Here is a 24,635-nt window from a genome sequence, read left to right as displayed (position 1 = left end):
GCGGCGCCGGAAGGTCGTCATGCGAGCGCCGCGTCGCAGCGGGCGCAGACGCCCGGATGCGCGTGGCGGCCGACATCGGGCAGGATCTTCCAGCAGCGCTGGCACTTCTCGCCCTCGGCGCGCTCGAACACCACGCCGACGCCCTCGACCTCCGGCAGGCGGAACGCCTCGGCCGGCGACGGGTCGGCGGTCAGGTAGATCGCCGAGGTGATGCAGAGATCCTCGAAGCTCACGCTCTTCAGCGCCTTGAGCGCCTCGGCATCGCGCACATGCACCACCGGCGCCGCCTCGAGCGAGGCGCCGATCACCTTGTCGCGCCGCGCCACCTCGAGCGCCGCGGTCACCACGCGGCGCACCTTGCGGATCGCGGCCCACTTGGCGGCCAGCGCCTCGTCGCGCCACGCCTGCGGCGTCTCGGGGATGTCGGCCAGATGCACCGAGGCGTCGTCGCCCGGATGCCGCTCGAGCCAGACCTCTTCCATGGTGAAGACGAGGATCGGCGCCAGCCAGGTCGTCAGCCGGTGATAGAGCAGGTCGAGCACGGTGCGCGCCGCCCGCCTACGCGCGGTGTCGCCGTCGCAGTAGAGCGCGTCCTTGCGGATGTCGAAGTAGAAGGCCGAAAGCTCGACCGTCGCGAAGTCGAACACCGCCCGGAACACGCCCTGGAAGTCGTAGGCGTCGTAGCCCGCGCGCACGGTCTCATCCAGCTCTGCCAGGCGATGCAGCACCCAGCGCTCCAGCTCGGGCATCTCCGAAGGCTCAACCCGGTCGGCCTCGGTGAAGTCCGCCAGCGAACCCAGCATGAAGCGCATGGTGTTGCGCAGCCGGCGGTAGCCGTCGGCCACGCCCTTGAGGATCTCCGGCCCGATCCTGAGATCGCCGGTGTAGTCCGACTGCGCCACCCACAGCCGCAGGATGTCGGCGCCGTACTGCTTGGTCACGTCGGCCGGGCTGACGGTGTTGCCCAGCGACTTCGACATCTTCATGCCCTTCTCGTCGAGCGTGAAGCCATGCGTCAGCACCCCGCGATAGGGCGCGCGGCCCTTGGTGCCGCAGGATTGCAGCATCGAGGAGTGGAACCAGCCGCGGTGCTGGTCGGTGCCCTCGAGGTAGAGATCGGCCAGCCCGTCCTCGGAGCCGTCCTCGCGGTCGCGCAGCACGAAGGCGTGGGTGGAGCCCGAATCGAACCAGACGTCGAGGATGTCGAAGACCTGCTCGTACTCGTCAGGGTTCACGATCCCGTCGAGGAAGCGGGCCTTGGCGCCGTCGCGATACCACGCATCCGCGCCCTCGGCCTCGAAGGCCTCGAGCACGCGGGCGTTGACGCCATCGTCGCGCAGCAGGAAATCCGGGTCGGTCGGCTTCGCCCCCTTCTTCACGAAGCAGGTCAGCGGCACGCCCCAGGCGCGCTGGCGCGACAGCACCCAGTCCGGGCGGCTCTCGATCATCGAGTGCAGCCGGTTGCGCGCCGATTTCGGCGTCCAGGTCACCAGCTCGTCGATCGAGGTCAGGGCGCGGTCGCGGATGGTCTTGCCGTACCGGTCCTGCCCGTCGCCGACCTCGCGGTCGATGGCGGCGAACCATTGCGGCGTGTTGCGGAAGATCAGCGGCGCCTTGGAGCGCCAGCTATGCGGGTAGGAGTGCTTGATCTTGCCGCGCGCGAAGAGCTTGCCGCTCTCGGTCAGCTTCTCGATCACCGCGGCGTTGGCGTCGCCCTCCTTGCCGTTCGGCTTGAGGATGCGCTTGCCGCCGAACAGAGGCAGGTCGGCGCGGAAGGAGCCGTCCTCCTCGACATTGTAGGTGATGACCTCCGACAGCATGCCCGCGTCGCGGTAGAGCTCGAACTCGTCCATGCCGTGGCTGGGCGCGCAATGCACGAAGCCGGTGCCGTCCTCGTCGGTGACGAAGGGCGCGGGCCGGAAGTCGCGCGGCTGGTCCCATTCGCCCTCGCCGCCCTCGATGCCCGCGAACGGGTGCGCGACCGACAGCCCTTCGAGCGAGGGCGCATCGCCGATCCGCTCCCAGCCGTCGACGCGGGCCTTGGACAGGCAGCCCTCGGCCAGCTTGTCGGCCAGAAGCAGCTTGTCGCCTGTCTTGACCCAGTTGCCCTCGGGCGCGCCGGTGATCTCGTAGACGCCGTAGGAGATGTCGGGGTGGTAGACGACGCCCTTGTTGGACGGGATGGTCCAGGGCGTGGTGGTCCAGATCACCACGTCGGTGCCCTGCAGGAGCGGGTCGTCGGAGCCCAGCACCGGGAAGCGCACCCAGATCGTGAAGCTTTCCTTGTCGTGGTACTCGACCTCGGCCTCCGCGAGCGCGGTCTTCTCGACCGGCGACCACATCACCGGCTTCGAGCCCTGGTAGAGCACGCCGTTCATGAGGAAGGTCATGAACTCCTCGGCGATCACCCGCTCGGCGTGGAAGTCCATCGTCAGGTAGGGCTTCTCCCACTTGCCGGTGACGCCGAGCCGCTGGAACTCCTCGCGCTGCACGTCGACCCAGCCCTCGGCGAAGCGGCGGCATTCCTGCCGGAAATCGACGACGTCGACCTTGTCCTTGTCGAGCCCCTTGGCGCGGTACTGCTCCTCGATCTTCCACTCGATCGGCAGGCCGTGGCAGTCCCAGCCGGGGATGTAGCGCGCGTCGCGGCCCATCATCTGCTGGCTGCGCACCACCATGTCCTTGAGGATCTTGTTGAGCGCGTGGCCGATATGCAGGTTGCCGTTGGCGTAGGGAGGCCCGTCATGCAGCGTGAAGGGCTTGCGGCCCTCCGCCTTCTCGCGCAGCCGGTCGTAGACCCCGATCCGCTGCCAGCGATCGAGCCAGTCGGGCTCGCGCTTGGGCAGGCCGGCGCGCATCGGGAAATCGGTGCGCGGCAGGTTCAGGCTGTCCTTGTAGTCGGGGGTGTCGGGGGCTTGGGTGTCGGGCGTATCGGCGCACATCGCTGGTCGGTCCTGTCGAAGTCCGGTCGTGGTCGGAAATGGATTGAGGGCGGCGCGGCCGTGGCTCATGCGCCTTGTCCCGGCGGCCCTGATGCTGTCAGAGCGCCGGGCCGGTAATTCGCGTGATATGGGCGCGAAGGGCCTGCATGCCCGCGCTTATAGGCCCGCGCGGATCGGGGGTAAAGCGCCCCCGCCCCCTCGCGGCGGCCGGCGCGAGGGGCTATGTGGATTGGCGAAAGGACCCGCCATGCCAGAGCCGCGCATCGAGATCACCGAGGCCGAGATCGCCCGCGTCGTGGCGCGGTTCTACGCGCGTATCCGCGCCCATCCCGGCCTTGGCCCGGTCTTCGCGAAACACGTGGAGGACTGGCCGGCCCACGAGGCGCTGGTCACCGATTTCTGGGCCAGCGCGATCCTCGGCCGCCCCGGCTACCGCGGCAGCCCGCTCAAGGCGCACCAGGAGGCGCGCGACGTGCGGCCCGGCATGTTCTCGCCCTGGCTCGCGCTCTTCGACATGACCCTGCGCGAGGAGCTGCCGCCCGAGACCGCGCAGGCGTGGTCCACGCTGGCGCACCGCATCGGCCGCACGCTGCGCGCCGGCGTGACCGAGCGCGAGACGTTTGAAGGCGGCGTGCCGAAACTGCGGTGACGGCGTTGTGCCGGCGGGGCCGCCGGTCTAGGCGTGGCCCCACCCGGCCGCATCCGCGAGGTTCATGACATGCAGACCCGTTCCGCCATGGGCACCGCGACACGGCCGGTCGAGACCCGTGTCATCAGCCTGCTCCGGCGGCCGGACCGGCGGCAGGTCATGCAGGCCAAGCTCGAATCGGCGGGCATCGCCTGGGAGTGGTTCGACGCCGTCGACGCGGCCAGCGCCGAGCCCGCGCAGCTGTCGCGCCACTTCCCCAGGATGAGCCGGTCCTATCCCTGCGCCCCGGCCGAGATGGCCTGCGCCATCTCGCATCGCCTGTGCTGGGAAGAGTTCCTTTCCGGTTCGGGACAGGCGCTCTGCGTGCTTGAGGACGACGTGGAGTTCGAGCCGGAGCTGGCCGGGCTGCTCGCGGATGACGGCTGGGTCACGCCCGCGGCCGGGCTCGTCAAGCTCGACCGCAACGCCCCGCGCGCCAAGAAGATGCTGGTCTCGGACAGCGCCCTGCCGCAGCCGCTGCCGGGGCGGCGGCTGGTCCGGCTGTGGTCGCGGGCGCTGGGCGGCGGGGGCTATGTCGCGCATCGCGACACGGTGGCGCGCATGGCCGCGAACTTCGACGGCTTCGCCGCGCCGATCGACCATCACCTCTTCAACCCCGCCTTCGCGCCGCATTTCCGGGCCCCCGGCGTGCACCGCCTGACCCCGGCGGTGATTTTCCACCACCATGCCGGCTCGGACATCGAGCCTTCGCGCCAGAGCCAGCGCGAGGCCACCGACTGGAACCGGGTGCGGCTCGCGCGCGAGGCCCTGTCGATGCGCGCGATCCCGGGCCGGCTGGCGGCGCTGTGGCGCGGCGCGCGGTTCGAAAAGCTGCTTTAGGGACCGGCGCCCCCTTTCCCGCCGGGCGCGCCGCCCGGCCATCGCCGCCCCCCGGAGCTTCAGCCCTCGCGCGATCCGAACAGCCCCGTCAGCGCCCGCCGCACCAGCCCGGTCACGCTGGGCCGTTCGACCGCGCGGAACGGCAGCGGGCGGCAGACCTCGATCGCCGCGACGCCGACCCGCGCGGTCAGGGCGCCGTTCACCACGCCTTCGCCGAAACGGCGCGAGACGCGGCTCAGCACGCCGCCGCCGGCGACCGAACTCACCAGGTCGTCGCCCACCGCCACCGCGCCGGTGGCCACCAGGTGCGTCAGCACCGAGCGCGTCAGCCGCCACGCGCCGAGCGTGCCGGACCGGCCGCCATAGATCTCGGCCACCCGGCGGATCATCCGCAGGTTCGCGGTCAGCGCCGCCACCACGTCCGCGAGCGCCAGCGGCACCACCGCCGTCACCGTCGCCACCTGCCGGGCCGCCGCCTCGACCTCGCGCATCGCCTCGCGGTCGAGCGGCGCGAGAAGTTCACGCTCGGCCAGCCCCAGCACCGCGTCGGCGTCGAACAGGTCGCCCTCTCGTGCCTTCACGCGCTCGAGCCCCGGCGCCAGCGCGTCGCGCGCCGCATAAAGCCGCGCGACCTCGGCCGAGACCGTCTTGGCCTGCGCGAGGTCCTGCGCGCCCAGCGCCGCCGCCGCGCCGCGCTGGATGTGGTCGAGCCGCGCCAGCCGGCGGAAGGCCGAAGCCTCCTTCACCGCGATCGCCATGAGCAGCCCCAGCACCAGCGCCAGCAGCGTCGCGGCGACCGCGCCCAGCATCGGCTGCGCGGCCAGCAGGCCCGTCACCCAGTTCCACGCTGCGACCGACAGCATGAAGCCGATGAGCGCGCCCAGCGCCGACAGGAACCAGCGCGCGAGCCGCGAGCGCGGCCGCGCCGCGACCACCGCCACGCGCTGCAGCGCCGCGCCCTGCGGCAGGCCCGGCTCGGGCACCGGCGGCGCGGTGGCGGGCGTCACTTCGGGGGCGCCGCGCTTCGGCTCCTCCTCGAGGTCGATCATCACCGGGCCGCGGCGTTTCTGGTCGCTCATCGCCCCCTCCCTAGAGCCGGTCGCCGAGCAGGAACTCCGCCGCCCGGTCGAGCCGGATATGCGGCGGCCCCTCGCCGGGCTTCAACGTCAGCCGCGCCGGCGCGAAATCCATCACCGAGTAGTCGCCGTCGAGCCAGTTCTCCGCCCCCGCCCGCGCCGGCGCCAGCAGGTGCGACGGATCCTCGGGCAGCGCGCCGGCATTGAGCGCCGCCTGCCGGCCCGAGGCCAAGAGCTTGCCGCGCACCACGTCGATCTCCTCGCCGCCATGGCTGATCCGGTCCTCGACCGTGGTCCTCAGCGCCGCGATCGCCATGGCCTGCGTGCGCGCGCCCGCGAAATCCGCCCGATCGCGCGCCTCGCGCAAGAGCGCCTCGGTGATCGCGGCGAGCTTGCCGTGCTCGGAATGGTGCAGGTGGTCGGCCTTGGTCGCGGCGAACAGGATACGGTCGATCCGCCGGCCCTGGAAGATACGGCTGAGAAAGGCGTTCCGCCCGGGGCGGAAGGCGCGCAGGATGTCGGCCATCGCCGCGCGCAGATCCTCGACCGCCTGCGGCCCGGCATGGATCGCGCTCAGCACGTCGACCAGCACCACCTGCCGGTCGATCCGCGCGAAATGGTCGCGGAAGAACGGCTTCACCACCTCGCGCTTGTAGGCCTCGAAGCGGCGTTCGAACTCGCGCCGCAGGCTTTGGCGCGGCGCCTCGCCCGCGGGCAGCGGCGCGAAGGTCAGCACCGGCGAGCCCTCGAGATCGCCCGGCAGCAGGAACCGCCCCGGCGTGCAGTCCGAATAGCCCGCCGCGCGCGCGGCGTTGAGATAGCCCGTGAAGGCTGCGGCCAGCCGCTTGGCCTGCGGCTCCTCCAGCGTCGCGGCCGGGTCGATCTGGCCCAGCGCCGCGCGGAACGCCGCCGCCTCGGGCATGGCCCCGGCGCGTGCCTCGAGCCGGGCCAGCGCCTCCGACGACCAGCGGGCGAAGTCCTTCTCCAGAAGGCCGAGATCGAGCAGCCATTCGCCGGGATAATCGACGATGTCGAGATGCACCGTGCGCGGCCCCTGCAGCCCGGCCAGCATGCCGCCCTGCTGCACCCGCAAGCTGAGCCTGAGTTCGCTCACCCGCCGCGTGCCCTCGGGCCATTCCGGCTCGGGCGCGAGCAGCTTCGCGAGATGTCCCTCGTAGTCGAACCGCGCCACCGTGTCGTCGGGCTGCGGCCGCAGCACCGCGCCGGTGATCCGCGGCCCGGCGGCGAATTGCGGCATCCGCCCCCGGTCGAGCAGGTTGGCCACCAGCGAGGTGATGAACACCGTCTTGCCGGCGCGCGACAGCCCGGTGACGCCGAGCCGGATCACCGGGTCCGAGAACGGCGCGACCAGCCGGTCGGCCACCCCCTCGACCCCGCGCGTCAGACCGTCGGCGATGCTTGAGATGACCACTGCCCGTTCCCCGTCTTCCTTGCCGGGCAAGATAGGCGGCGTGTCCCGGAATGGACAGGGGCGTGCCCGGGCCAGGCGCGGGAAATGAGTATTTTCAGAGTGAAGTGGACCATGCTTGCCATCGCCGCCCCGCATCGCTAACCCGCCATGCCATGCCCCGCTATGCCCTCAAGGTCGAATACAACGGCGCCCCCTTCTCCGGGTGGCAGCGCCAGTCCGAGCACCCCTCCGTGCAGGGCGCGATCGAGGCCGCGCTGGGGAAGCTGGAAAAGCGCGCCCACACCATCGCCGCCGCCGGGCGGACCGATGCCGGGGTGCACGGGCTGGGCCAGGTCGCGCATTGCGACATGGAGAAGGAATGGGACGCGTTCCGCCTGTCCGAGGCGCTGAACTACCACCTGAAGCCGGAGCCGGTCGCCATCACCGCCTGCGCGCGGGTCGATGACGCGTTCCATGCCCGCTTCTCGGCCACCTGGCGGCGCTACCTGTTCCGGCTGGTCTGCCGCCGCGCGCCGCTGACCCACGAGGCCGGGTTGGCGTGGCGGGTGCCGCACATGCTCGACCCGGTCGCAATGCAGGCGGGCGCCGACCGGCTGATCGGGCGGCACGACTTCACCACCTTCCGCTCCTCGATCTGCCAGGCCGACAGCGCGCTGCGCACGCTCGACCGGCTCGATGTCGAACCGGTGGAGCGGCCCGACGGGCTGGAAATCCGCTTCCACGTGCAGGCACGCTCCTTCCTGCACAACCAGGTCCGCAGCTTCGTCGGCACGCTGGAGCGGGTCGGCGCCGGGGCCTGGACGCCCGACGACGTGACCGCGGCGCTTGAGGCGCGCGACCGCGCCGCCTGCGGCCCGGTCTGCCCGCCGCACGGGCTCTACCTCGCCGCTGTGGGCTACGCGCCGGATCCGTTCGATCACATTTGACCGGCACGACCGAACCGGCGGTTGTCTCCCTCGCCCGATCGGATAGCAATAGGCGCAAGGTCCGGCTCCAGACCCGGATCGTGAAGACATACGAGCGGTCCGTCGGGAGGACAGACATCTTGCGCAACATCGCCGCCCTGACGGGGCTCTCGATCCTCGCCTTATCGACCAGCGCCGTGCTCGCGCAGGAGATCCGCTTCGACATCGAGGTCGCCGACGACGACCTCGAGACCGTGCTCGAGAACTCATCGCTGCTGATCGACCTGAAGGACGAGGCCGAGCCGCCGAGCGCGCAGGACTGGGTCGCCGCCGCCCGCGCCGATTACCGCCGCCTGCTGACCGGCCTCTACGCCGAGGGCTATTACGGCGGCACCATCTCGATCCTCGTCAACGGCCGCGAGGCCGCCGGCATCGCGCCGCTCGACGCGCCGGACCGGGTCGACGACATCGCCATCCGGGTGAACCAGGGCCCGCGCTTCGCCTTCGGCCGCACCGAGATCGCGCCGCTCGCGCCGGACACCGAGCTGCCCGAGAGCTTCGCCACCGGCGAGGTCGCCCGCGCCGAGGCCGTGCGCGCCGCCGCCCGCGCCGGGGTGGATGCCTGGCAGGCGGTGGGCCACGCCAAGGCCGAGGTGGGCGACCAGGAGATCGTCGCCGACCACCCGAGCCAGCGGCTCGCCGCGCGGGTCCGCCTCGCCCCCGGCCCGCGGCTGCGCTTCGGCCCGCTCGCCGTCACCGGCAACGAGGCCGTGCGCGTGGAGCGCATCCGCGCCATCGCCGACTTCCCGACCGGCACGGTCTACGACCCCGAGGATCTCGAGTTCTCGGCCACGCGGCTGCGCCGCAGCGGCGCCTTCGATTCGGTGGCCTTCATCGAAAGCGAGGAGATCGGCCCCGACGCCAGCCTGCCCTTCGAGCTGGTGGTCTCCGAGTCGCTGCCCCGCCGGGTCGGCTTCGGGGCCGAGCTGTCGACCGTCGAGGGGCTCGGCCTCTCGGCCTTCTGGCTGCACCGCAACCTCCTGGGCGGGGCCGAGCGGTTCCGCGTCGAGGGCGAGATCTCGGGCATCGAGGGCGAGGTGCCGGGCGTCACCGGCTCGGGCGGGGCCGACTACCGGCTCGGCGCGAGCTTCAACCGCCCCGCCACTTTCCGCGCCGATGTTGACCTCTTCGCCGAAGCCGAGATCAAGCGCGAGAACGAGATCGATTACCGGCTCGACCAGATCCGCACCGAGATCGGCCTGCAGCGCTACGTCAACGACCGGCTGAGCTACTCGGCCGCGATCGGGGTGCTGAGGGCGCGCGAGGAGACCGACGCGCGCACCCGCGAATACACCCTCCTTACCCTGCCGCTCGACGCCACCTACGACCGCCGCGACGTGGCGCTCGACGCGACCGAGGGCTTCTTCATCGACGCCGAGATCACCCCCTTCGTCGGCGTGACCGGCATCGGAGACGGCGTGCGGCTCTATGCCGACGGCCGGGCCTATCGCAGCTTCGGGGCGGGCGGGCGCGTCACGCTCGCCGCGCGGGCGCAGCTCGGCTCGGTGCTCGGCGCCGGCATCAGCGAGACCCCGGCCGACTTCCTGTTCTACTCGGGTGGCGGCGGCACGGTGCGCGGCCACGAGTACCAGTCGCTCGGCGTCACCACCATCCGCGACTTCGGCGACGGGCCGGTCGAGGTCCGCTCCGGCGGCCGCAGCTTCGCCGGCGCCCAGCTCGAGGCGCGGATCGACGTCACCGACAGCATCGGCGCGGTCGGCTTCTACGACATCGGCTATGTCGAGCGCGACGGCATCCCCGACGGCTCCGGCGACTGGCAGGCCGGGGCCGGCGCCGGCATCCGCTATGCCACCCCGATCGGCCCGGTGCGGCTCGACCTCGCCACCCCGGTCACCGGCGACGATGCCTATGACAGCGTCCAGCTCTACATCGGAATAGGACAGGCGTTTTGAAACAGCTCTCCCGCGCCGCGGCGCTCACCGTCGCCACCGTCGCCCCGACCGTCCTGCCCGCCCAGGAGGAGCAGGCCGAGCGCGACCGCGGCTTCCTGACCGGGCTGATTGAGGACAACCTCTCGGGCGCCGGGCGCGAGGTGATCATCACCGGTTTCGAGGGCGCGCTGAGTTCGACCGCCACGATCGAGGTCATGACCATCGCCGATGACGAGGGCGTCTGGCTCAGGGCCGAGAACCTCGTGCTCGACTGGAACCGCACGGCGCTGCTGCGCGGGCGGCTCGAGGTCGAGGAGCTGTCGGCCGGCGCGATCGAGCTGATGCGCCCGCCCAGCGCCGGACCGGGCGAGCCCCCCGCCGCCGAGGCCACGCCCTTCTCGCTGCCCGAGCTGCCGGTCTCGATCCGGGTGGACGAGTTCGCCATCGACCGGCTGGAGCTGGGCGAGGATTTCCTCGGCGAGCCGGTGGTGTTGACGATCGACGGCGCGGCCCGCCTGGCGGGCGGCGAGGGCGAGGTCCAGCTGGTGGCCGAGCGGCGCGACGACAAGACCGGCCGCTTCGAGATCTCGGGCAGCTACGCCAACGAAAGCCGCGTGCTCGACCTCAACCTCGCGCTCGACGAGGCCGAGGACGGCATCGCGGCGCGGCTTCTCGACCTGCCGGGCCGGCCCTCGGTCGCGCTGACCGTCGAGGGCACCGGCCCGATCGACGATTTCGACGCCGAGATCGCGCTGGCCACCGCCGGCGAGCCCCGCATCGCGGGGGATTTCTCGCTCGACCGCGGCGCCGCACCCGAGGGCGGCGCCGTGCCGCTGGCCTTCACGCTCGACGTCTCGGGCGACGTCACGCCGCTGCTCGCCCCGGATTACGAGGAATTCTTCGGCCCCGAGGTCGACCTGCTCGTCACCGGCCGCCGCGAGGACGACGGCGCGCTGGAGCTGTCGCAGCTCAGCATCGGCGCGCGGGCGCTGACGCTCGACGGCTCGGCCCGGATCGGCGCCGATGGCTGGCCCGAGCGCTTCGACCTGTCGGGCGAGATCGGCGCCGAGGACGGCGCGCCGGTGGTGCTGCCCGTCGCCGGCGGCGAGACTCGGCTCGGCAGCGCCAGCCTGACGCTGAAGTTCGACGGCGCGCTGGGCAACCAGTGGGGGCTCGACATCGTCGCCACCGACTTCGTCCGCCCCGGCCTGACCGTCCCGCGCCTCAACGTGCAGGGCGGCGGCGTCATCGTCGAGGACAGCGACGCCGCGCCGAGCCTGTTCACCGCCGACGTGAACTACACCGCGCGCGGGCTGCAGTTCGACGACGCCGACCTGGCCGAGGCGCTGGGCGAGGAGATCGCCGGCGAGATCGTGCTGGAGCGCGACGGCGAAGGCCCGGTCGTGATCGACCGCGTCACCCTCGACGGGCCGGGCATCGCGCTCGGCGCGAACGGCACCGTCGCGGGCCCCGAGGACGGGTTCGAGACCGACCTCGCGCTCGATCTCTCGGCCGAGCGGCTGGAGCGGTTCTCCGGCCTCACCGGCCTCGACCTCGCCGGCGCCGCCGATCTCGAGATCGCGGCGCTGTTCCGGCCCCTCGACGGCATCTTCGACGTGACGGTCGACGGCACCACCGCGCGGCTCGCGCTGGGGATCGAGCCGCTCGACCCCTACATCGCGGGCGCGGGCGAGATCGCGCTCGAGGCCGCGCGCGACGAGACCGGCACGCGGGTCGAGACCTTCCGCATCGTCACGCCCCGGCTCAGCGCCACCGGGCAGGCCGACATCACCTCCGGCGCCAGCACCGCCGAGTTCGACATCTCGGTCGAGGATGCGGGTCTCGCGCTCGACGGCGTCAGCGGCCCCGCGAGCCTCGTCGGCACCGCCACCCGCACCGCCACCGGCGCGACCGAGGCCAACGTCACCGCCACCCTGCCCAACGGCCGCGCGGTGATCGACGCCGTGCAGGCCCCAGAGGAGGACGGCGGGCAGATCACGCTCGACATGACCGCCGACCTCGCGGACATCGCCCCCTTCTCGACCATCGCCGGGCGCGAGCTGTCGGGCGCGGCGCGGTTCGAGGCCGCGGGCACGCTCGCCTCCGACGCCGCGACCTTCGACCTCGTGGTCGATGCCGAGACTGCCGACCTCGTCACCGGCATCCCGCAAGCCGACCCGCTGCTGCGCGGGCAGGCGCGGCTCTCAGGCAACGTGGTCCGCTCGGGCCCCGAAAGCTTCAGGGTCGAGAACCTCAACGCCACCACCCAAACGCTGCGCGCCACCGGCCGCGCCGAGCTGAACGGCACCACCGCGACCTTCGACCTCGACACGCAGGCCAGCGACCTGACCCCGGTGGGCGAGGCCATCGACCGGCCGCTTTCGGGCGCGGTCGACCTCTCGGCCGCGGGCAGCCTCGAGACCGACCTCTCGGCCTTCGACCTCACGCTCGACGGCAGCGCCACCGACCTCGTCACCGGCATTGCGCAGGCCGACCCGCTGCTGCGCGGCCGCGTCACGCTCTCAGGCAACGCCGCCCGCAGCGGCGAGATGCAGTTCTCGGCCGAGGATTTCGCGCTCTCCGCGCCCTGGATCCGCGCCTCCGGCGACGCCGCGCTCAACGGGACCACCGCCAGCTTCGACATCGAGGCCGAGGCCTCGGACCTCGCGCCGCTGGGCGAGGCGCTCGACCGCCCCATCTCGGGCGCGGCGCGGCTGACCGCACAGGGCACGGCCGAGACCGACGGCTCGGGCCTCGACGCCACGATCGACGCGGTGACGACCGATCTCGTGACCGGCATCCCGCAGGCCGACCCGCTCCTGCGCGGCCGCGTGACGCTGTCGGGCAGCGCCGCGCGCACCGGCCCCGAAAGCTTCGCCGTGCAGGAGCTGCGGCTCGACGGCCCGGCGCTCGCCGCCACCGGCAATGCCGAGGTGGTCGAAGGCCTCGCGGCCTTCGACCTCGAGATCGACGCGCGCGACCTCGCCGCCGTGGGCGAGGCGCTCGACCGGCCGCTCGACGGGCAGGCGACGCTCACCGCCAGCGGCTCGGCCGCGCTCGACGCCTCGACCTTCGACGTGACGCTCGACGGCCGCGCCACCGACCTCGCCACCGGCACGGCGGAGGCCGACGAGCTGTTCGGCGGCGCGCTGACGCTGTCGGGCCACGCCGTGCGCACCGGCCCCGAGGACCTGCTGGTCGAGAACCTGCGCGTCGCCTCCGAGGGGCTGAACCTCTCCGGCTCGGCGCAGATCGAGGAAGGCGAAGGCGTCTTCGACCTCGACCTCGACATCGACGACCTCGCGCCTATCGGCACGCTCGCCGGCCGCCCGCTCTCGGGCGCGGTCGACCTGTCGGCCTCGGGCACCGCGAGCGCCGACCTGTCGCGCTTCGACGTGACGCTCGACGGCACGGCGCAGGACGTGACCACCGGCATCGGCCAGCTCGACCCGCTGCTGGCCGGGCAGACCGTGCTCGACGCCCGCGCCATCCGGACGGGCGAAAACGACTTCGCCCTGCCCCGCTTCTCGCTCACCAACCCGCAGGTTACGGCCAGCGGCAGCGCCACCGTAGAGGACGGGCTGCCCACCGGCGATTTCGACATCCGCCTCGCCGAGATCGCGCCGCTCGCCCCCGGCCTCACCGGCCCCGCGACGCTCTCGGCCTCGGCCTCGGGCGATGCGCAGGGCGGGATCGACTTCGAGGTGACGGGCCGCGCGCAAGGCACCGACCTCGCCGCCACCGGCCGGGTCGCGCCCGAGGCGCAGGGCCGCGAGGTCACCGCGCGCGTCTCGGCCGACATCGCCTCGCTCGCGCCCTTCTCGGATATCGCGGGACGCCCCCTGGGCGGCAGCGTCAACCTCGACGCCGCCGGCACCGTGATGCCCGACCTGTCGCGCTTCGACGTGACGCTGGATGGCCGGGCCTCGGATCTCGATGTCGGCGTCGAGGCGGTCGAGCGGCTGCTCGACGGCACCGGCACCGTGCGGGGCCGGCTCGCGCGCAGCGCGCCGGGCGAGATCGCGGTGCGCGACCTCGACGTCCGCTTCCCCGCCTTCTCGGTCACCGCCGACGCCACCGGCTCGGGCACCGGCCAGAGCGCGACCTTCGACGCGCGGCTGAACGACATCGGCCTCTTCACCCCCGACTTCTCGGGGCCCGTGACCGCCAGCGGCAGCGCCAGCCGCGCCGCCGACGGCACGCTGACCATCGACGCCAGCGCCACCGGCCCCGGCGGCACCAGCGCCGATGTCGCCGGCACCTACGCCGTGAACGGCACGCTCGACCTCGACGTGACCGGCCAGACGCAGCTCGGCCTCGTCAACGACCTGATCGCGCCGCGACGGCTCGACGGCACCGCCCGCTTCGACCTGGCCGTGAACGGCCCGCCGGCGCTGTCCTCGGTGACAGGCACGATCTCGACCGCCGATGCCCGGCTCGCCGTGCCGACGGTCGGGCTGTCGGTCGAGGACATCGACACCACGGTCCGGCTGACCGGCGACCGCGCCGAGCTGGCGCTCTCGGCGGCGCTGGAACAGGGCGGGCGGCTTACGGTCAGCGGGCCGGTCGCGCTCACGGGCGGCTTCGATGCCGACCTCGCCATCGGGCTCGACGGGCTCGAGCTGCGCGACCCCGAGCTGTACGAGACCACCGCCGACGGGCGGCTTTCGATCACCGGCCCGCTCGCCGGCGGCGCGGTGATCGCCGGCCTCGTCGAGCTGGGCGCGACCGAGATCCAGGTTCCCTCCTCCGGCATCGGCGCGCTGGGCGACCTCCCCGAGGTGCGCCACATCGCGCCGTCGGACGCGGTGCGCCGGACGCTGAACCGCGCCGGCCTCACCGTGGCGGGCGTCGAGATCGGCGAAAGCGCCGGGGGCGCCGACGGCCCCTCCGGCCCCGGCTACGGGCTCGACGTGACGATCAGCGCGCCCTCGCGCATCTTCATCCGCGGCCGCGGACTCGATGCCGAGCTGGGCGGCCAGCTGCGGATCGGCGGCACCACCAACCAGGTGATCCCGGTCGGCGAGTTCGAGCTGGTGCGCGGCCGGCTCGACATCCTGCAGCAGCGCTTCCAGCTCGACCAGGGCGGCGCCTACCTGCAGGGCGGCTTCACCCCCTTCATCCGGCTGGTCGCCACCACCGAGACCGCGACCGGCACCGTGGTGCGGATCGTGATCGAGGGCCCGGCGAACGCGCCCGAGGTGCGGTTCGAATCGACCCCGGACCTGCCGCAGGACGAGGTGCTCGCGCAGCTGATCTTCGGGCGCGACCTCTCCTCGATCACGCCGCTGCAGGCGGTGCAGCTCGCCGCGGCGGTGGGCACGCTCGCGGGCACCGGCGGCGGCGGTCTGATCGATGACTTCCGCGCCGGCACCGGCCTCGACGATTTCGACATCACCACCGACGACGAGGGCAACGCCGCGGTCCGGGCGGGCAAGTACCTGTCCGAGAACATCTACACCGACGTCACCGTCGGCACCGACCAGACCTCGATCAACCTCAACCTCGACGTCACCGACGACATCACCGCGCAGGGCTCGGTCTCGAGCGACGGCGAGACCAGCCTCGGCGTGTTCTTCGAGCGGGACTACTGATCCCGCAGGCCCCCGGGGCAAGGGCCGGTCAGAGCGGCGTCGGCGCGGCCAGCCGTTCGTCCACCAGCGCGGCGAGGCGGGCCAGCGCCGGCAGGCCCGCCGCGCCCTCGCGCCGCGCCGCCGCCAGCCGTTCGACCGCGGCGGCAAGCGGCGCGTCGCCGGCGCTGCGCGCCACCCCGGTCAGGAACTGCGCCACATAGGCGATGTCGCGATCGGCCGGCCATTCGGCCCCCATCAGCTGCGCCGCCAGCGCCAGGTCGTCGCGCAACGCCACCCGGTCCGGCGCGATCTCGTCCTCGGGCAGCGGCCGCGGCCCGCCGGGGCGCCGCTCGGCCGGAAGGTGGCGCAGCACCGCGGTCTGGAACTCGGCCAGCCGGGCGATCGGCTTGGCGATGAAGCCGTCCGCCCCGGCCCCGAGCGCCGGCGCCTCGCTCTCCGGGTGGCCGGAGATGGCCAGCAGCACCTCGACCCGCGGTCGCGCCTGCCCCAGCTCCACGATCAGCTCGATCCCCGAGCCGTCGGGCAGGCCGAGATCGGCGATCACGACGTTGGGGCGGTAGACCCGCAGGTGACGCCGCGCGTTGTGCAGGCTGCCGGCCCGGCGGATCCGCGCCCCCGATCGCAGGCACAGAAGGCGCATCGCCTCGGACGCGAAGCGGCTGTCCTCCACCAGAAGCACGGTCAGGCCCAGCAGCGGCCGCTCGGCGGTCGCGGCGGGGGCCTGCGGAAAGGGGTCGATCATCGGCATGGTCGGGCTCCTCGCTCGAACGGGCCGGTCCCGCCCGCGCCCCGCCATGCTGACCGTTCGAGGTGAATCGCGGGTTAAGCCGCGACGATCCGTCCCCGAGGCCGCGCTTGCGCGGTGCCAAGCGGGGTGCGATAACGCCCGCCAGCCCGAAAGGAGCGCCGGATGATCGGACGCCTGAACCACATCGCCATCGCCGTGCCCGACCTCGAGGCCGCGGCCCGCCGCTACGCCGGCCCGCTCGGGGCCGAGATCAGCGCGCCGCAGGCCCTGCCCGAGCACGGCGTCACCGTGGTCTTCGTCACCCTGCCCAACACCAAGGTCGAGCTGATGCAGCCGCTGGGGGAAGGCTCGCCGGTCTCGGCCTTTCTCGAGAAGAACCCGTCGGGCGGCATGCACCACGCCTGCTACGAGGTCGAGGACATCATCGCCGCCCGCGACCGGCTGGTGGCCGAGGGCGCGCGGGTGCTGGGCGGCGGCGAGCCGAAGACCGGCGCGCACGGCAAGCCGGTGCTGTTTTTGCATCCCAAGGATTTCGACGGCTGCCTGATCGAGCTCGAACAGGTCTAGGCCGGGCGGCGGCCCCGCCCGCCGGCCATGAGTATTCAAAGAGAGAAGTAGCAGGGCCAGAGCGCCCATGGAGCCGCAATGACCATCACCGCCGCCTTCGTGCTCTTCGCCGTGACATGGTTCATGGTGTTCTTCGTCGTGCTGCCCCTGCGCCTCGTGACCCAGGGCGACGCGGGCGAGACCGTGCCCGGCACCCACGCCTCGGCCCCGGCCGACTTCCGGCTGGGGCGCAAGGCCCGGCTCACCACGTTCTGGGCGGTGCCGATCTGGGCGGCGCTGTCGGCCTTCATCCTCTGGGGCGGCGTCACGGTGCGCGACATCGACGTCTTCGACCGCATGTCGCCCGAGCGCGGCAGCCCGCTGGTCACCGCCCCCGAGTGACCCGCCGCCCGCCGGCGAGGCGGTGGTAGAAATGGGTGAAGGTGGCCGCGCCGACCACCGGCACCAGCAGGTTCACCACCGGCACCGTCAGCGGCACCGCCATCAGGCAGCCCGCGCCCCAGATCCGCAGCGGATGGCGCTTGCGCAGGCGGCGCGCGCCTTCGCGCCCCTCGCGCCGCATCGCCGCGACCTGGAAATACTCGCGCCCCAGAAGCCAGCCGTTCACGCCGTAGAACAGGAATGGTGCGGCCGGCGGAAAGGCGAGGCTCGCCGCGAAGGCCGCGACGTTGATCAGCACCAGCACCGCGAGGAAGGACAGCGCGTCGCGCACCTGGTCGGCGAGCGGGATCGATCGCGCCGAGGGCAGGCTCGGGTAATGCCGCGCCTCGACCGCCGCCGCCACTTCTTCGAGGAAGAACGAGCTCATCAGCGAGGCGACCGGCAGCATCAGCACCACCGACAGGCCGAGCATCAACAGGAGCGACCCCCAGCCCAGCGCGTCGTCGATCCAGGCGACCTCGCCGATCAGCGGCAGCGTCACCGTCTCGGGCGCGAACAGGCCGACGAGGCCGACGAGGCCGAAATAGATCGCCACCAGCAGCCCCGCCGAGAGCGCGAGGCCGAGCCAGAGCACGCGGCGGAAGCGCGGGTCCGAGAACTGGCCCAGCGCCTTCATCAGGTCGGCGAGGATCATTCCGAGCGCCATTCGGTCAGCGCCGCCACGTCCGGGCGCGGCCGCTCGGGCGGGGCGTGGCGCTCGGTGCCGATATGGATCAGCCCGGCGACGCTCTCGTGTTCGGCCAGCCCCAGCCCCTCGCGGCAGAAGACCGGGTCATGGCTGGCCCAGCCGGTCAGCCAGTTCGCGCCCCAGCCCGCGGCCAGCGCCGCGTTCAAAAGCGACAGGCAGACGCAGGCGGCCGAATGCTGCTGCTCGATCTCGGGGATCTTGTCGGAGGGCTTGGGCGCGGAGATCACCGCCACCACCAGATCGGCGTCGCGGTACTGCGCCACCGCCTTGGCCTGCTTCTCCGGCTCGACCCCCAGCGCCTCGGCGCGCGCGGGCACCAGCGCCGCCAGCCGCTCCAGCGCCGGCTTCTCCAGCACGATCAGCCGCCACGGCTCGAGCTTGCCGTGATCGGGCACGCGCAGCGCCGCCGTCAGCAGCGGCATCAGCGCCTCGCGGTCCGGCACCGGCGTGGTCAGCGTCTTGGCCGGGCGCGAGCGGCGCGACATGAAGAAGTCGAGGGCGGCGGCGTGGGTCTCGGGCATCGGGGTCTCCGGCGGTTGCGCCCCCTACCTGCCGCAGATCACGCGCGGACGAAAGGGCGCGGCGCCGCGCCCGGTGCGGCTCAGATCAGCAGCGGCAGGATCAGCGCCGCCGCGCCGATCGACAGGCCGAGCGGGTAGCGCCGGCTCTCGCGCAGGCTGACCCAGCCCGCCTCGGGCCCGCCCGCCACGCGCCGCGCCGCGAAGACCAGCGCCGCGCCGCCCAGCATGGTGAGCGAAAGCAGCATCGCGAAGCCGCCCCAGGCGTCGGGCGGCAGAAGCGGCACCAGAGCGGCCAGCATCTTGGCGTCGCCGCCGCCCATCACGCCCATGGCGAAGAGGCCGATGCCGACCACCAGCACCCCCAGCCCCGCCATGACCCGCAGCCCGAGATCGGGCATCAGCCCGAACGCCGCGCAGCCCGCCCCCAGCACCAGCACCGCCAGCACCAGCAGGTTGGGGATCTTCATCCGGGTCAGGTCGGTCCAGATCATCGCCGCCATCAGCGGCGCAGCCAGGATCAGCGGCAGGTCGGGCATGTCTCGTCTCTCTCGGCGTGTCGCGCCCCAGACTGCCCGGCCGGGGGGCCGATTCCGGGGCGCGAAGGCGGCGCGAAAGCGGCGATCAGTCGGTCTCTGACGAACGGGCCCAGAGGTTGATCTGTTCCTCGTCGGCGTAGCGGTCGATCTCGGCCAGCTCGGCCTCGGTGAAGTCGAGGTTGCGCACCGCGCCGGCGCAGTCCTCGACCTGGCTCGGCTTCGAGGCGCCGATCAGCGCCGAGGTGATGCCGCCGCCACGCAGCACCCAGGCGATCGCCATCTGCGCCAGCGTCTGGCCGCGCGCTTCCGCGATCTCGTTGAGCTTGCGGATGTTGCCGATCGCCTTGTCGGACAGCATCGAGGGGAAGAGCGACTTGTCCTGCGCGGCGCGGCTGTCCTCGGGGATGCCGCCGAGATACTTCTTCGTCAGCATGCCCTGCGCCAGCGGCGTGAAGGCGATCGAGCCGATGCCGAGATCGTCCAGCGTGTCCTTCAGCCCGTCGCGCTCCACCCAGCGGTTCAGCATGTTGTAGGAGGGCTGGTGGATCAGGCAGGGCGTGCCGAGATCCTTCAGGATCGCCGCCGCCTCGCGGGTGCGCTCGGAATTGTAGCTCGAGATGCCGACATAGAGCGCGCGGCCCGAGCGCACGATGTGGTCGAGCGCGCCCATCGTCTCCTCGAGCGGGGTCTCGGGGTCGAAGCGGTGGGAGTAGAAGATGTCGACGTAGTCGAGCCCCATCCGCTTCAGCGACTGGTCGCAGGACGCGATCAGGGACTTGCGGCTGCCCCATTCGCCATAGGGGCCGGGCCACATGTCGTAGCCCGCCTTCGACGAGACGATCAGCTCGTCGCGGTAGCCCGCGAAATCGGTCCTCAGGATCTCGCCGAATGCGGTCTCGGCCGAGCCCGGCTCGGGGCCGTAATTGTTGGCGAGGTCGAAATGCGTGATGCCGTGGTCGAAGGCCGTGCGGCAGATGTCGCGCTTGGTCTGATGCGGCGTGTCGTCGCCGAAATTGTGCCACAGCCCGAGGCTGACGGCGGGCAGCTTGAGGCCGGAGCGGCCGCAGCGGCGATAGACCATCCGCTCGTAGCGGTCCTCGGCGGGGGTGTAGCGCATCTCGGGGGCTCTCCTGTGTCTGGCGAGGCGACCCTAGGCCCGGCCCCCGCCACGGTCAAACGCGGCTCAGGCGGGGCGCGTCGCGTGCCGCTCCTCGCGATCCGCCGCGCGGTCCTCGGCCTTGAGCCGCGGATCTCCCGACAGGAAACCGCCGAAAGCCCGGAGCGAGGGGACGTTGTCGCAGATCGCCTTGACCACCACGAGGAACGGCACCGCCAGCACCGCGCCCGGCACGCCCCAGAGCCAGATCCAGAACGCCACGGTGACGAAGACCGAGACGATGTTCAGCTCGAGCCTGCGCCCGACCAGCATCGGCGTGACGAAATTGCCCTCGATCGTGGTCAGCGTGAAGTAGGAGAGCGGCGCCAGCAGCGCGTAGGGCACGCTGTCGAAGGTCACCAGAGCCGTCGCGCCGACCAGCACCGTGCCGATGATCGCGCCGATGAAGGGCATGAAGTTCAGCAGGAAGGCCAGCACGCCCCAGACATGCGGCATCGGCAGCTCGAGGATCCACAGCGCCGTGCCGACGCAGAGGCCGAGCCCGGCATTGATCACCGTGATCGCGCCGAGATAGCGCGAGATCTGCTTCTCGACGTCGCGCACGATGGTCAGGGCGCGCTTCTTGTCGTGCAGCTTGGGCGAGGCCTCGACGATGCGGCGGTGATAGAAGTCGCCCGAGGCCAGCAGGAACAGCGTCAGCACCAGCGCGGCGACCAGCGACGAGCCGACGCTGGCGGCGCTGCCCACCGCCTCGGGGATCAGCCCGGACTGGTCGACCACCACCTCCATCTTCTGCCCCTCGGTCGCGCCCGCCGCCTCGGCCATGTCGGAGACCTGCTCGCCCACCTCCTGGATCGAGGCGAGCCGGTCGAGCACGCCGGCGAGCTTGGCCTGCACCTCGTTGCCGATCTCGGGCGCGCGCGACGCCATCTTCGAGACCGGGCCGCTGAGGAAATAGCCCGCGACGCTCACGCCCAGCCCCAGCGTCAGCATCAGCACCACGGCGCTGATCGCCGGCGCGATGCCGATCCGCTCGAAGCCGCGCACCACCGGCCGCAGCGTCAGCGTCAGCAGGATGGCGAGCACGATCGGCAACAGCACGTCGCGCGCGAAGTAGCAGGCGGTGAACCCGGCCAGCAGGAAGGTGCACAGCAGCAGACGGCGGATCTTGCGCAGCTCCGACAGCCGCTGTTCGGACAGCGCCACGGCCGGATCGGGCGGCGCGTCGCCCTCCGCCGCACCCGCCGTGCTCTGCTTCTCCGTCACCGCCGCGAACCCTCCTGAGCCGATGCGGGACAACGCGGCGTCGGCAGGCCGGTTCCGCGCGCCGCCGATCGTCATGCCCGACCGCCACGGCCCGATTGCTACGGCCCGAGCGCACGCGTATGAGGGGGCCGATCGTTGACAGGAGTTCCCCGATGGCCAGCTACCAGTTCGTCTACCACATGGATGGCGTGTCCAAGACCTATCCCGGCGGCAAGAAGACCTTCGAGAACATCCGGCTGAACTTCCTGCCCGGCGTGAAGATCGGCGTGGTCGGCGTCAACGGCGCGGGTAAGTCCACCCTGCTCAGGATCATGGCCGGTCTCGACAAGGACTTCACCGGCGAGGCCTGGGCCGCGGAAGGCGCCAAGGTCGGCTACCTGCCGCAGGAGCCCGAGCTCGACCCGTCCAAGACCGTGCGCGAGAACGTGATGGAGGGCGTGGCCGAGAAGCAGGCCGTGCTCGAGCGCTACAACGAGCTGGCGATGAACTACTCGGACGAGACCGCCGAGGAGATGGCCAAGCTGCAGGACGACATCGACGCGCAGAACCTGTGGGATCTCGACGCGCAGATCGACGTCGCCATGGAAGCGCTGCGCTGCCCGCCGGACGACGCCGATGTCAGCGCGCTGTCGGGCGGCGAGAAGCGCCGCGTGGCGCTGTGCAAGCTGCTGCTCGAGGCGCCCGACATGCTGCTCTTGGACGAGCCGACCAACCACCTCGACGCCGAGACCATCGCCTGGCTGCAGAACCACCTGATCGAGTACAAGGGCACGATCCTCTGCGTCACGCACGACCGCTACTTCCTCGACGACATCACCGGCTGGATCCTCGAGCTCGACCGCGGCCGCGGCATTCCCTACGAGGGCAACTACTCGTCCTGGCTGGAGCAGAAGGCCAAGCGGCTCGAGCAAGAGGCGCGCGAGGACAAGTCCAAGCAGAAGACGCTCGAGCGCGAGCTCGAATGGATGCGGCAGGGCCAGAAGGCGCGCCAGGCCAAGTCGAAGGCCCGGATCGCCGCCTATGAGGAGCTGGCCGGCCAGTCCGAGCGCGAGCGCGTCGGCAAGGCCCAGATCGTCATCCCGAACGGCCCACGCCTCGGCGGCAAGGTGATCGAGGTCGAGGGCCTGAAGAAGGCGATGGGCGACAAGCTCCTGATCGAGGATCTGGAGTTCTCGCTGCCGCCGGGCGGCATCGTCGGCGTGATCGGCCCGAACGGCGCCGGCAAGTCGACGCTGTTCAAGATGCTGACCGGCCAGGAGCAGCCCGACGAGGGCTCGATCGAGTACGGCGACACGGTCAAGCTCTCCTATGTCGACCAGAGCCGCGACGACCTCGACCCCAACGCCACCGTCTGGGAGGCGATCTCCGGCGGCGCCGAGATCATCGAGCTGGGCGACGCGCAGATGAACAGCCGCGCCTATTGCGGTGCCTTCAACTTCAAGGGCGGCGACCAGCAGAAGAAGGTCGGCCTGCTCTCGGGCGGCGAGCGCAACCGCGTGCACATGGCGCGTCTGCTGAAGTCGGGCGGCAACGTGCTGCTGCTCGACGAGCCGACCAACGACCTCGACGTCGAGACGCTGCGCGCGCTCGAGGACGCGCTGGTGGACTTCGCCGGCTGCGCGGTGGTGATCAGCCACGACCGCTTCTTCCTCGACCGGATCTGCACCCACATCCTCGCCTTCGAGGGCGAGGCGCATGTCGAGTGGTTCCAGGGCAACTTCGAGGATTACGAGGAGGACAAGAAGCGCCGCCTCGGCCCCGACGCGGTCGAGCCCAAGCGGGTCAAGTTCAAGAAGTTCACGCGCTGAACGACAAAGGGCGGGGTCTTCCCCGCCCTTTCCTTGTGAGCCGCGCCGCGCCAGCCCCGGCGCGTGACGGCGGCCCGGCGGTGATCCGCCGCATCCCACCCGCCGCTCGAATTATGTTGCGTTCGGACGCCGGCGCCTGCATACGCAGCTTGCGAACGTTATTCCCTCGACCGCTGTTCTCCGTCACCGGCTGCAGTCTTCTCGTTGCGACACTGACCAAGCCGGGCTGCCGCATTGTCGCGGGCAGCGCATGACAGGAGATCACACGATGGCCACTGGCACCGTGAAATGGTTCAACACCACCAAAGGCTTCGGCTTCATCGCGCCCGATGGCGGCAGCAAGGACGTCTTCGTCCACATCTCGGCGGTCGAGCGTTCGGGCCTGACCGGCCTGCGTGACGACCAGAAGGTCAGCTTCGACATCGAAGCCGGCCGCGACGGCCGCGAGTCGGCGGTCAACCTGCAGGTCGTCTGACAGGGCCGGTGCCCCGGCACCGACGAATTTCGACGCCCCGGCCGCATGGCGGCCGGGGCGTTTTTCGTTCAGGAACAGCGGCTTGCTCGATATCGGCGGCTTAACCCCGTGTTATTTCCGCCACGCTAGTTTCATCGGGAGACCGCGGATCGGCCTCATTCCCGCCCGAATCCGGCGAGATGGTCAGGACGTAACGTAAGGAGAGCGACATGGGCACGATCTTCATCCTCGCCGGCAGCATGCTGGGCTTCGTCCTCGCTGCCGTGGGTCTCGTCACCGGCGTGCTGTCGCTGGCCACCGCCCTCGCGATCTGGATCGGCGCCGGCCCGGTCTCGGCCCTGCTCTTCGTGGCTCTGGTCCTGCCCGCGGTCCGCGCGGTGCGCCGGCCCCTGCCGCTGCAAGAGATGGCCTGAGCCCGCCACGGGCCCGCAGGCCGCGGGTCGCACCCTTCCCTCGTTCCCCATGCTCCGCCGGGCGGCTTGCCGCTCCGGCGGTTTTTTCATGGCCGATCGGCACTCGGGTGCCGGATCGCAGGCGCGCACGAAAAAGGGCCCCGCCGCTGGCGGGACCCTCTCGATCGGCGCGAAGGCCGGATCAGAAGTTCGGCTGCTTCGGGTCGAGGCCGATATGGGTGCCCACGGCCACCATGTCGGCCAGCAGCTTGGCGGTGTCGTCCACCGGGCCAGGCTCGTTCTCGAAGCGGGCGCGCGCGTCGCGATGCGCCGCGGCGAACTCCTCGACCAGCCCCTCGTAGACCTCCTGCGTGACCTCGCCGCGCGGCAGCGCGCGCTCGGCCAGCACGGACACCGAGTCCAGACCGATCTCGGCGAAGCCGCCCGAGACCACGTAGTCGTCGGTGCCGCCCGAATGCACGACCTGCAGAAGGCCCGGGCGCAGCGTGGTGATGGTGGGCGTGTGGCCCGCCATCGCCGTCAGGTCCCCGTCGGTGCCGGGGATGCGGACCTCGGTGGCCGAAACGGAAGCGAGCTTCCGTTCCGGGCTGACGAGGTCGAATTGCAGCGTGTCGGCCATGAAGCCC

20 protein-coding genes are annotated in these 24,635 nt (G+C 71.8%); 10 read left to right on the top strand and 10 right to left on the bottom strand.

What is annotated here, in order from left to right; genetic code table 11:
• Nucleotides 1–17: 17 nt before the first annotated feature.
• Nucleotides 18–2,942: an isoleucine--tRNA ligase gene (ileS, locus tag BLT43_RS05030; protein ID WP_090110674.1), complete on the bottom strand. Its 2,925-nt coding sequence runs from the start codon at nucleotides 2,940–2,942 to the stop codon at nucleotides 18–20.
• 247 nt (nucleotides 2,943–3,189) lie between these two features.
• Between ileS and BLT43_RS05025 the strand changes: the two genes are divergently transcribed.
• Both BLT43_RS05025 and BLT43_RS05020 read left to right on the top strand, forming a co-directional pair.
• Entirely contained in the window at nucleotides 3,190–3,591 is a 402-nt protein-coding gene (locus BLT43_RS05025; protein ID WP_090110672.1) for a group III truncated hemoglobin, read from the top strand.
• Nucleotides 3,592–3,660: 69 nt separating this feature from the next.
• Nucleotides 3,661–4,470 (top strand): glycosyltransferase family 25 protein, encoded by an 810-nt coding sequence (locus BLT43_RS05020; RefSeq protein ID WP_090110670.1) that lies wholly within the window; start codon nucleotides 3,661–3,663, stop codon nucleotides 4,468–4,470.
• A 59-nt stretch (nucleotides 4,471–4,529) separates the two neighbouring features.
• Here the strand turns inward: BLT43_RS05020 and BLT43_RS05015 are convergent, their stop codons facing one another.
• Together BLT43_RS05015 and BLT43_RS05010 are read right to left on the bottom strand one after the other, a co-directional pair.
• A complete protein-coding gene (locus BLT43_RS05015; RefSeq protein WP_090110668.1) occupies nucleotides 4,530–5,549 on the bottom strand; it encodes a YcjF family protein in 1,020 nt (339 codons plus the stop codon).
• 10 nt (nucleotides 5,550–5,559) lie between these two features.
• Nucleotides 5,560–6,978: a YcjX family GTP-binding protein gene (locus tag BLT43_RS05010; RefSeq protein WP_090110666.1), complete on the bottom strand. Its 1,419-nt coding sequence runs from the start codon at nucleotides 6,976–6,978 to the stop codon at nucleotides 5,560–5,562.
• A 152-nt stretch (nucleotides 6,979–7,130) separates the two neighbouring features.
• Here BLT43_RS05010 and truA point away from each other — a divergent pair, with 152 nt between their 5' ends.
• The 3 genes from truA to BLT43_RS04995 all read left to right on the top strand — a co-directional run bounded on the left by truA (nucleotide 7,131) and on the right by BLT43_RS04995 (nucleotide 15,429).
• Complete coding sequence (gene truA / locus BLT43_RS05005) at nucleotides 7,131–7,904, top strand: tRNA pseudouridine(38-40) synthase TruA (protein ID WP_090110664.1); 774 nt, start codon at nucleotides 7,131–7,133, stop codon at nucleotides 7,902–7,904.
• A gap of 119 nt (nucleotides 7,905–8,023) precedes the next feature.
• Nucleotides 8,024–9,856, top strand: coding sequence for an autotransporter assembly complex protein TamA (locus tag BLT43_RS05000; RefSeq protein ID WP_090110662.1), 1,833 nt, complete (start codon nucleotides 8,024–8,026; stop codon nucleotides 9,854–9,856).
• Entirely contained in the window at nucleotides 9,853–15,429 is a 5,577-nt protein-coding gene (locus tag BLT43_RS04995; RefSeq protein WP_090110660.1) for a translocation/assembly module TamB domain-containing protein, read from the top strand. Before BLT43_RS05000 ends, BLT43_RS04995 begins: the two co-directional genes overlap by 4 nt.
• Nucleotides 15,430–15,457: 28 nt before the next feature.
• Here BLT43_RS04995 and BLT43_RS04990 read toward each other — a convergent pair whose 3' ends face one another.
• A complete protein-coding gene (locus tag BLT43_RS04990) occupies nucleotides 15,458–16,177 on the bottom strand; it encodes a response regulator (RefSeq protein ID WP_090110658.1) in 720 nt (239 codons plus the stop codon).
• 162 nt (nucleotides 16,178–16,339) lie between these two features.
• Between BLT43_RS04990 and mce the strand changes: the two genes are divergently transcribed.
• Entirely contained in the window at nucleotides 16,340–16,744 is a 405-nt protein-coding gene (gene mce / locus BLT43_RS04985; RefSeq protein ID WP_090110656.1) for a methylmalonyl-CoA epimerase, read from the top strand.
• A 78-nt stretch (nucleotides 16,745–16,822) separates the two neighbouring features.
• Complete coding sequence (locus tag BLT43_RS04980; RefSeq protein ID WP_090110654.1) at nucleotides 16,823–17,125, top strand: DUF1467 family protein; 303 nt, start codon at nucleotides 16,823–16,825, stop codon at nucleotides 17,123–17,125.
• On the opposite strand, the gene BLT43_RS04975 is transcribed toward BLT43_RS04980, so the two are convergent.
• From BLT43_RS04975 to BLT43_RS04955, 5 genes are all read right to left on the bottom strand, one after another.
• The gene (locus BLT43_RS04975; protein WP_090111492.1) at nucleotides 17,109–17,819 is read right to left on the bottom strand and encodes an EI24 domain-containing protein; all 711 of its coding nucleotides are present in this window, start codon (nucleotides 17,817–17,819) and stop codon (nucleotides 17,109–17,111) included. The two genes, BLT43_RS04980 and BLT43_RS04975, sit on opposite strands and share 17 nt — an antisense overlap.
• The gene (locus tag BLT43_RS04970) at nucleotides 17,816–18,394 is read right to left on the bottom strand and encodes a nitroreductase family protein (RefSeq protein WP_090110651.1); all 579 of its coding nucleotides are present in this window, start codon (nucleotides 18,392–18,394) and stop codon (nucleotides 17,816–17,818) included. Before BLT43_RS04970 ends, BLT43_RS04975 begins: the two co-directional genes overlap by 4 nt.
• Nucleotides 18,395–18,474: 80 nt before the next feature.
• Nucleotides 18,475–18,930 carry a prepilin peptidase gene (locus BLT43_RS04965; protein WP_090110649.1) on the bottom strand — a complete coding sequence of 152 codons (456 nt, stop codon included), beginning with the start codon at nucleotides 18,928–18,930 and terminating at the stop codon, nucleotides 18,475–18,477.
• Between the two features lie 85 nt (nucleotides 18,931–19,015).
• Nucleotides 19,016–20,047 carry an L-glyceraldehyde 3-phosphate reductase gene (mgrA, locus tag BLT43_RS04960; protein ID WP_090110648.1) on the bottom strand — a complete coding sequence of 344 codons (1,032 nt, stop codon included), beginning with the start codon at nucleotides 20,045–20,047 and terminating at the stop codon, nucleotides 19,016–19,018.
• A gap of 66 nt (nucleotides 20,048–20,113) precedes the next feature.
• Complete coding sequence (locus BLT43_RS04955) at nucleotides 20,114–21,313, bottom strand: AI-2E family transporter (RefSeq protein WP_242652223.1); 1,200 nt, start codon at nucleotides 21,311–21,313, stop codon at nucleotides 20,114–20,116.
• A 152-nt stretch (nucleotides 21,314–21,465) separates the two neighbouring features.
• On the opposite strand from BLT43_RS04955, the gene ettA reads away from it, so the two are divergent.
• From ettA to BLT43_RS04940, 3 genes are all read left to right on the top strand, one after another.
• Nucleotides 21,466–23,121: an energy-dependent translational throttle protein EttA gene (gene ettA, locus BLT43_RS04950; protein ID WP_090110646.1), complete on the top strand. Its 1,656-nt coding sequence runs from the start codon at nucleotides 21,466–21,468 to the stop codon at nucleotides 23,119–23,121.
• Nucleotides 23,122–23,389: 268 nt separating this feature from the next.
• Entirely contained in the window at nucleotides 23,390–23,596 is a 207-nt protein-coding gene (locus tag BLT43_RS04945; RefSeq protein ID WP_090110644.1) for a cold-shock protein, read from the top strand.
• 209 nt (nucleotides 23,597–23,805) lie between these two features.
• Complete coding sequence (locus BLT43_RS04940; protein ID WP_090110642.1) at nucleotides 23,806–24,009, top strand: hypothetical protein; 204 nt, start codon at nucleotides 23,806–23,808, stop codon at nucleotides 24,007–24,009.
• A gap of 181 nt (nucleotides 24,010–24,190) precedes the next feature.
• Here the strand turns inward: BLT43_RS04940 and BLT43_RS04935 are convergent, their stop codons facing one another.
• Nucleotides 24,191–24,628, bottom strand: coding sequence for a F0F1 ATP synthase subunit epsilon (locus tag BLT43_RS04935; RefSeq protein WP_090110640.1), 438 nt, complete (start codon nucleotides 24,626–24,628; stop codon nucleotides 24,191–24,193).
• Between the last annotated feature and the right edge of the window lie 7 nt (nucleotides 24,629–24,635).

It is taken from the genome of Limimaricola pyoseonensis, from assembly GCF_900102015.1.
GTDB classification, from domain to species: domain Bacteria; phylum Pseudomonadota; class Alphaproteobacteria; order Rhodobacterales; family Rhodobacteraceae; genus Limimaricola; species Limimaricola pyoseonensis.
This window is presented reverse-complemented; position numbering and strand designations above follow the sequence as displayed.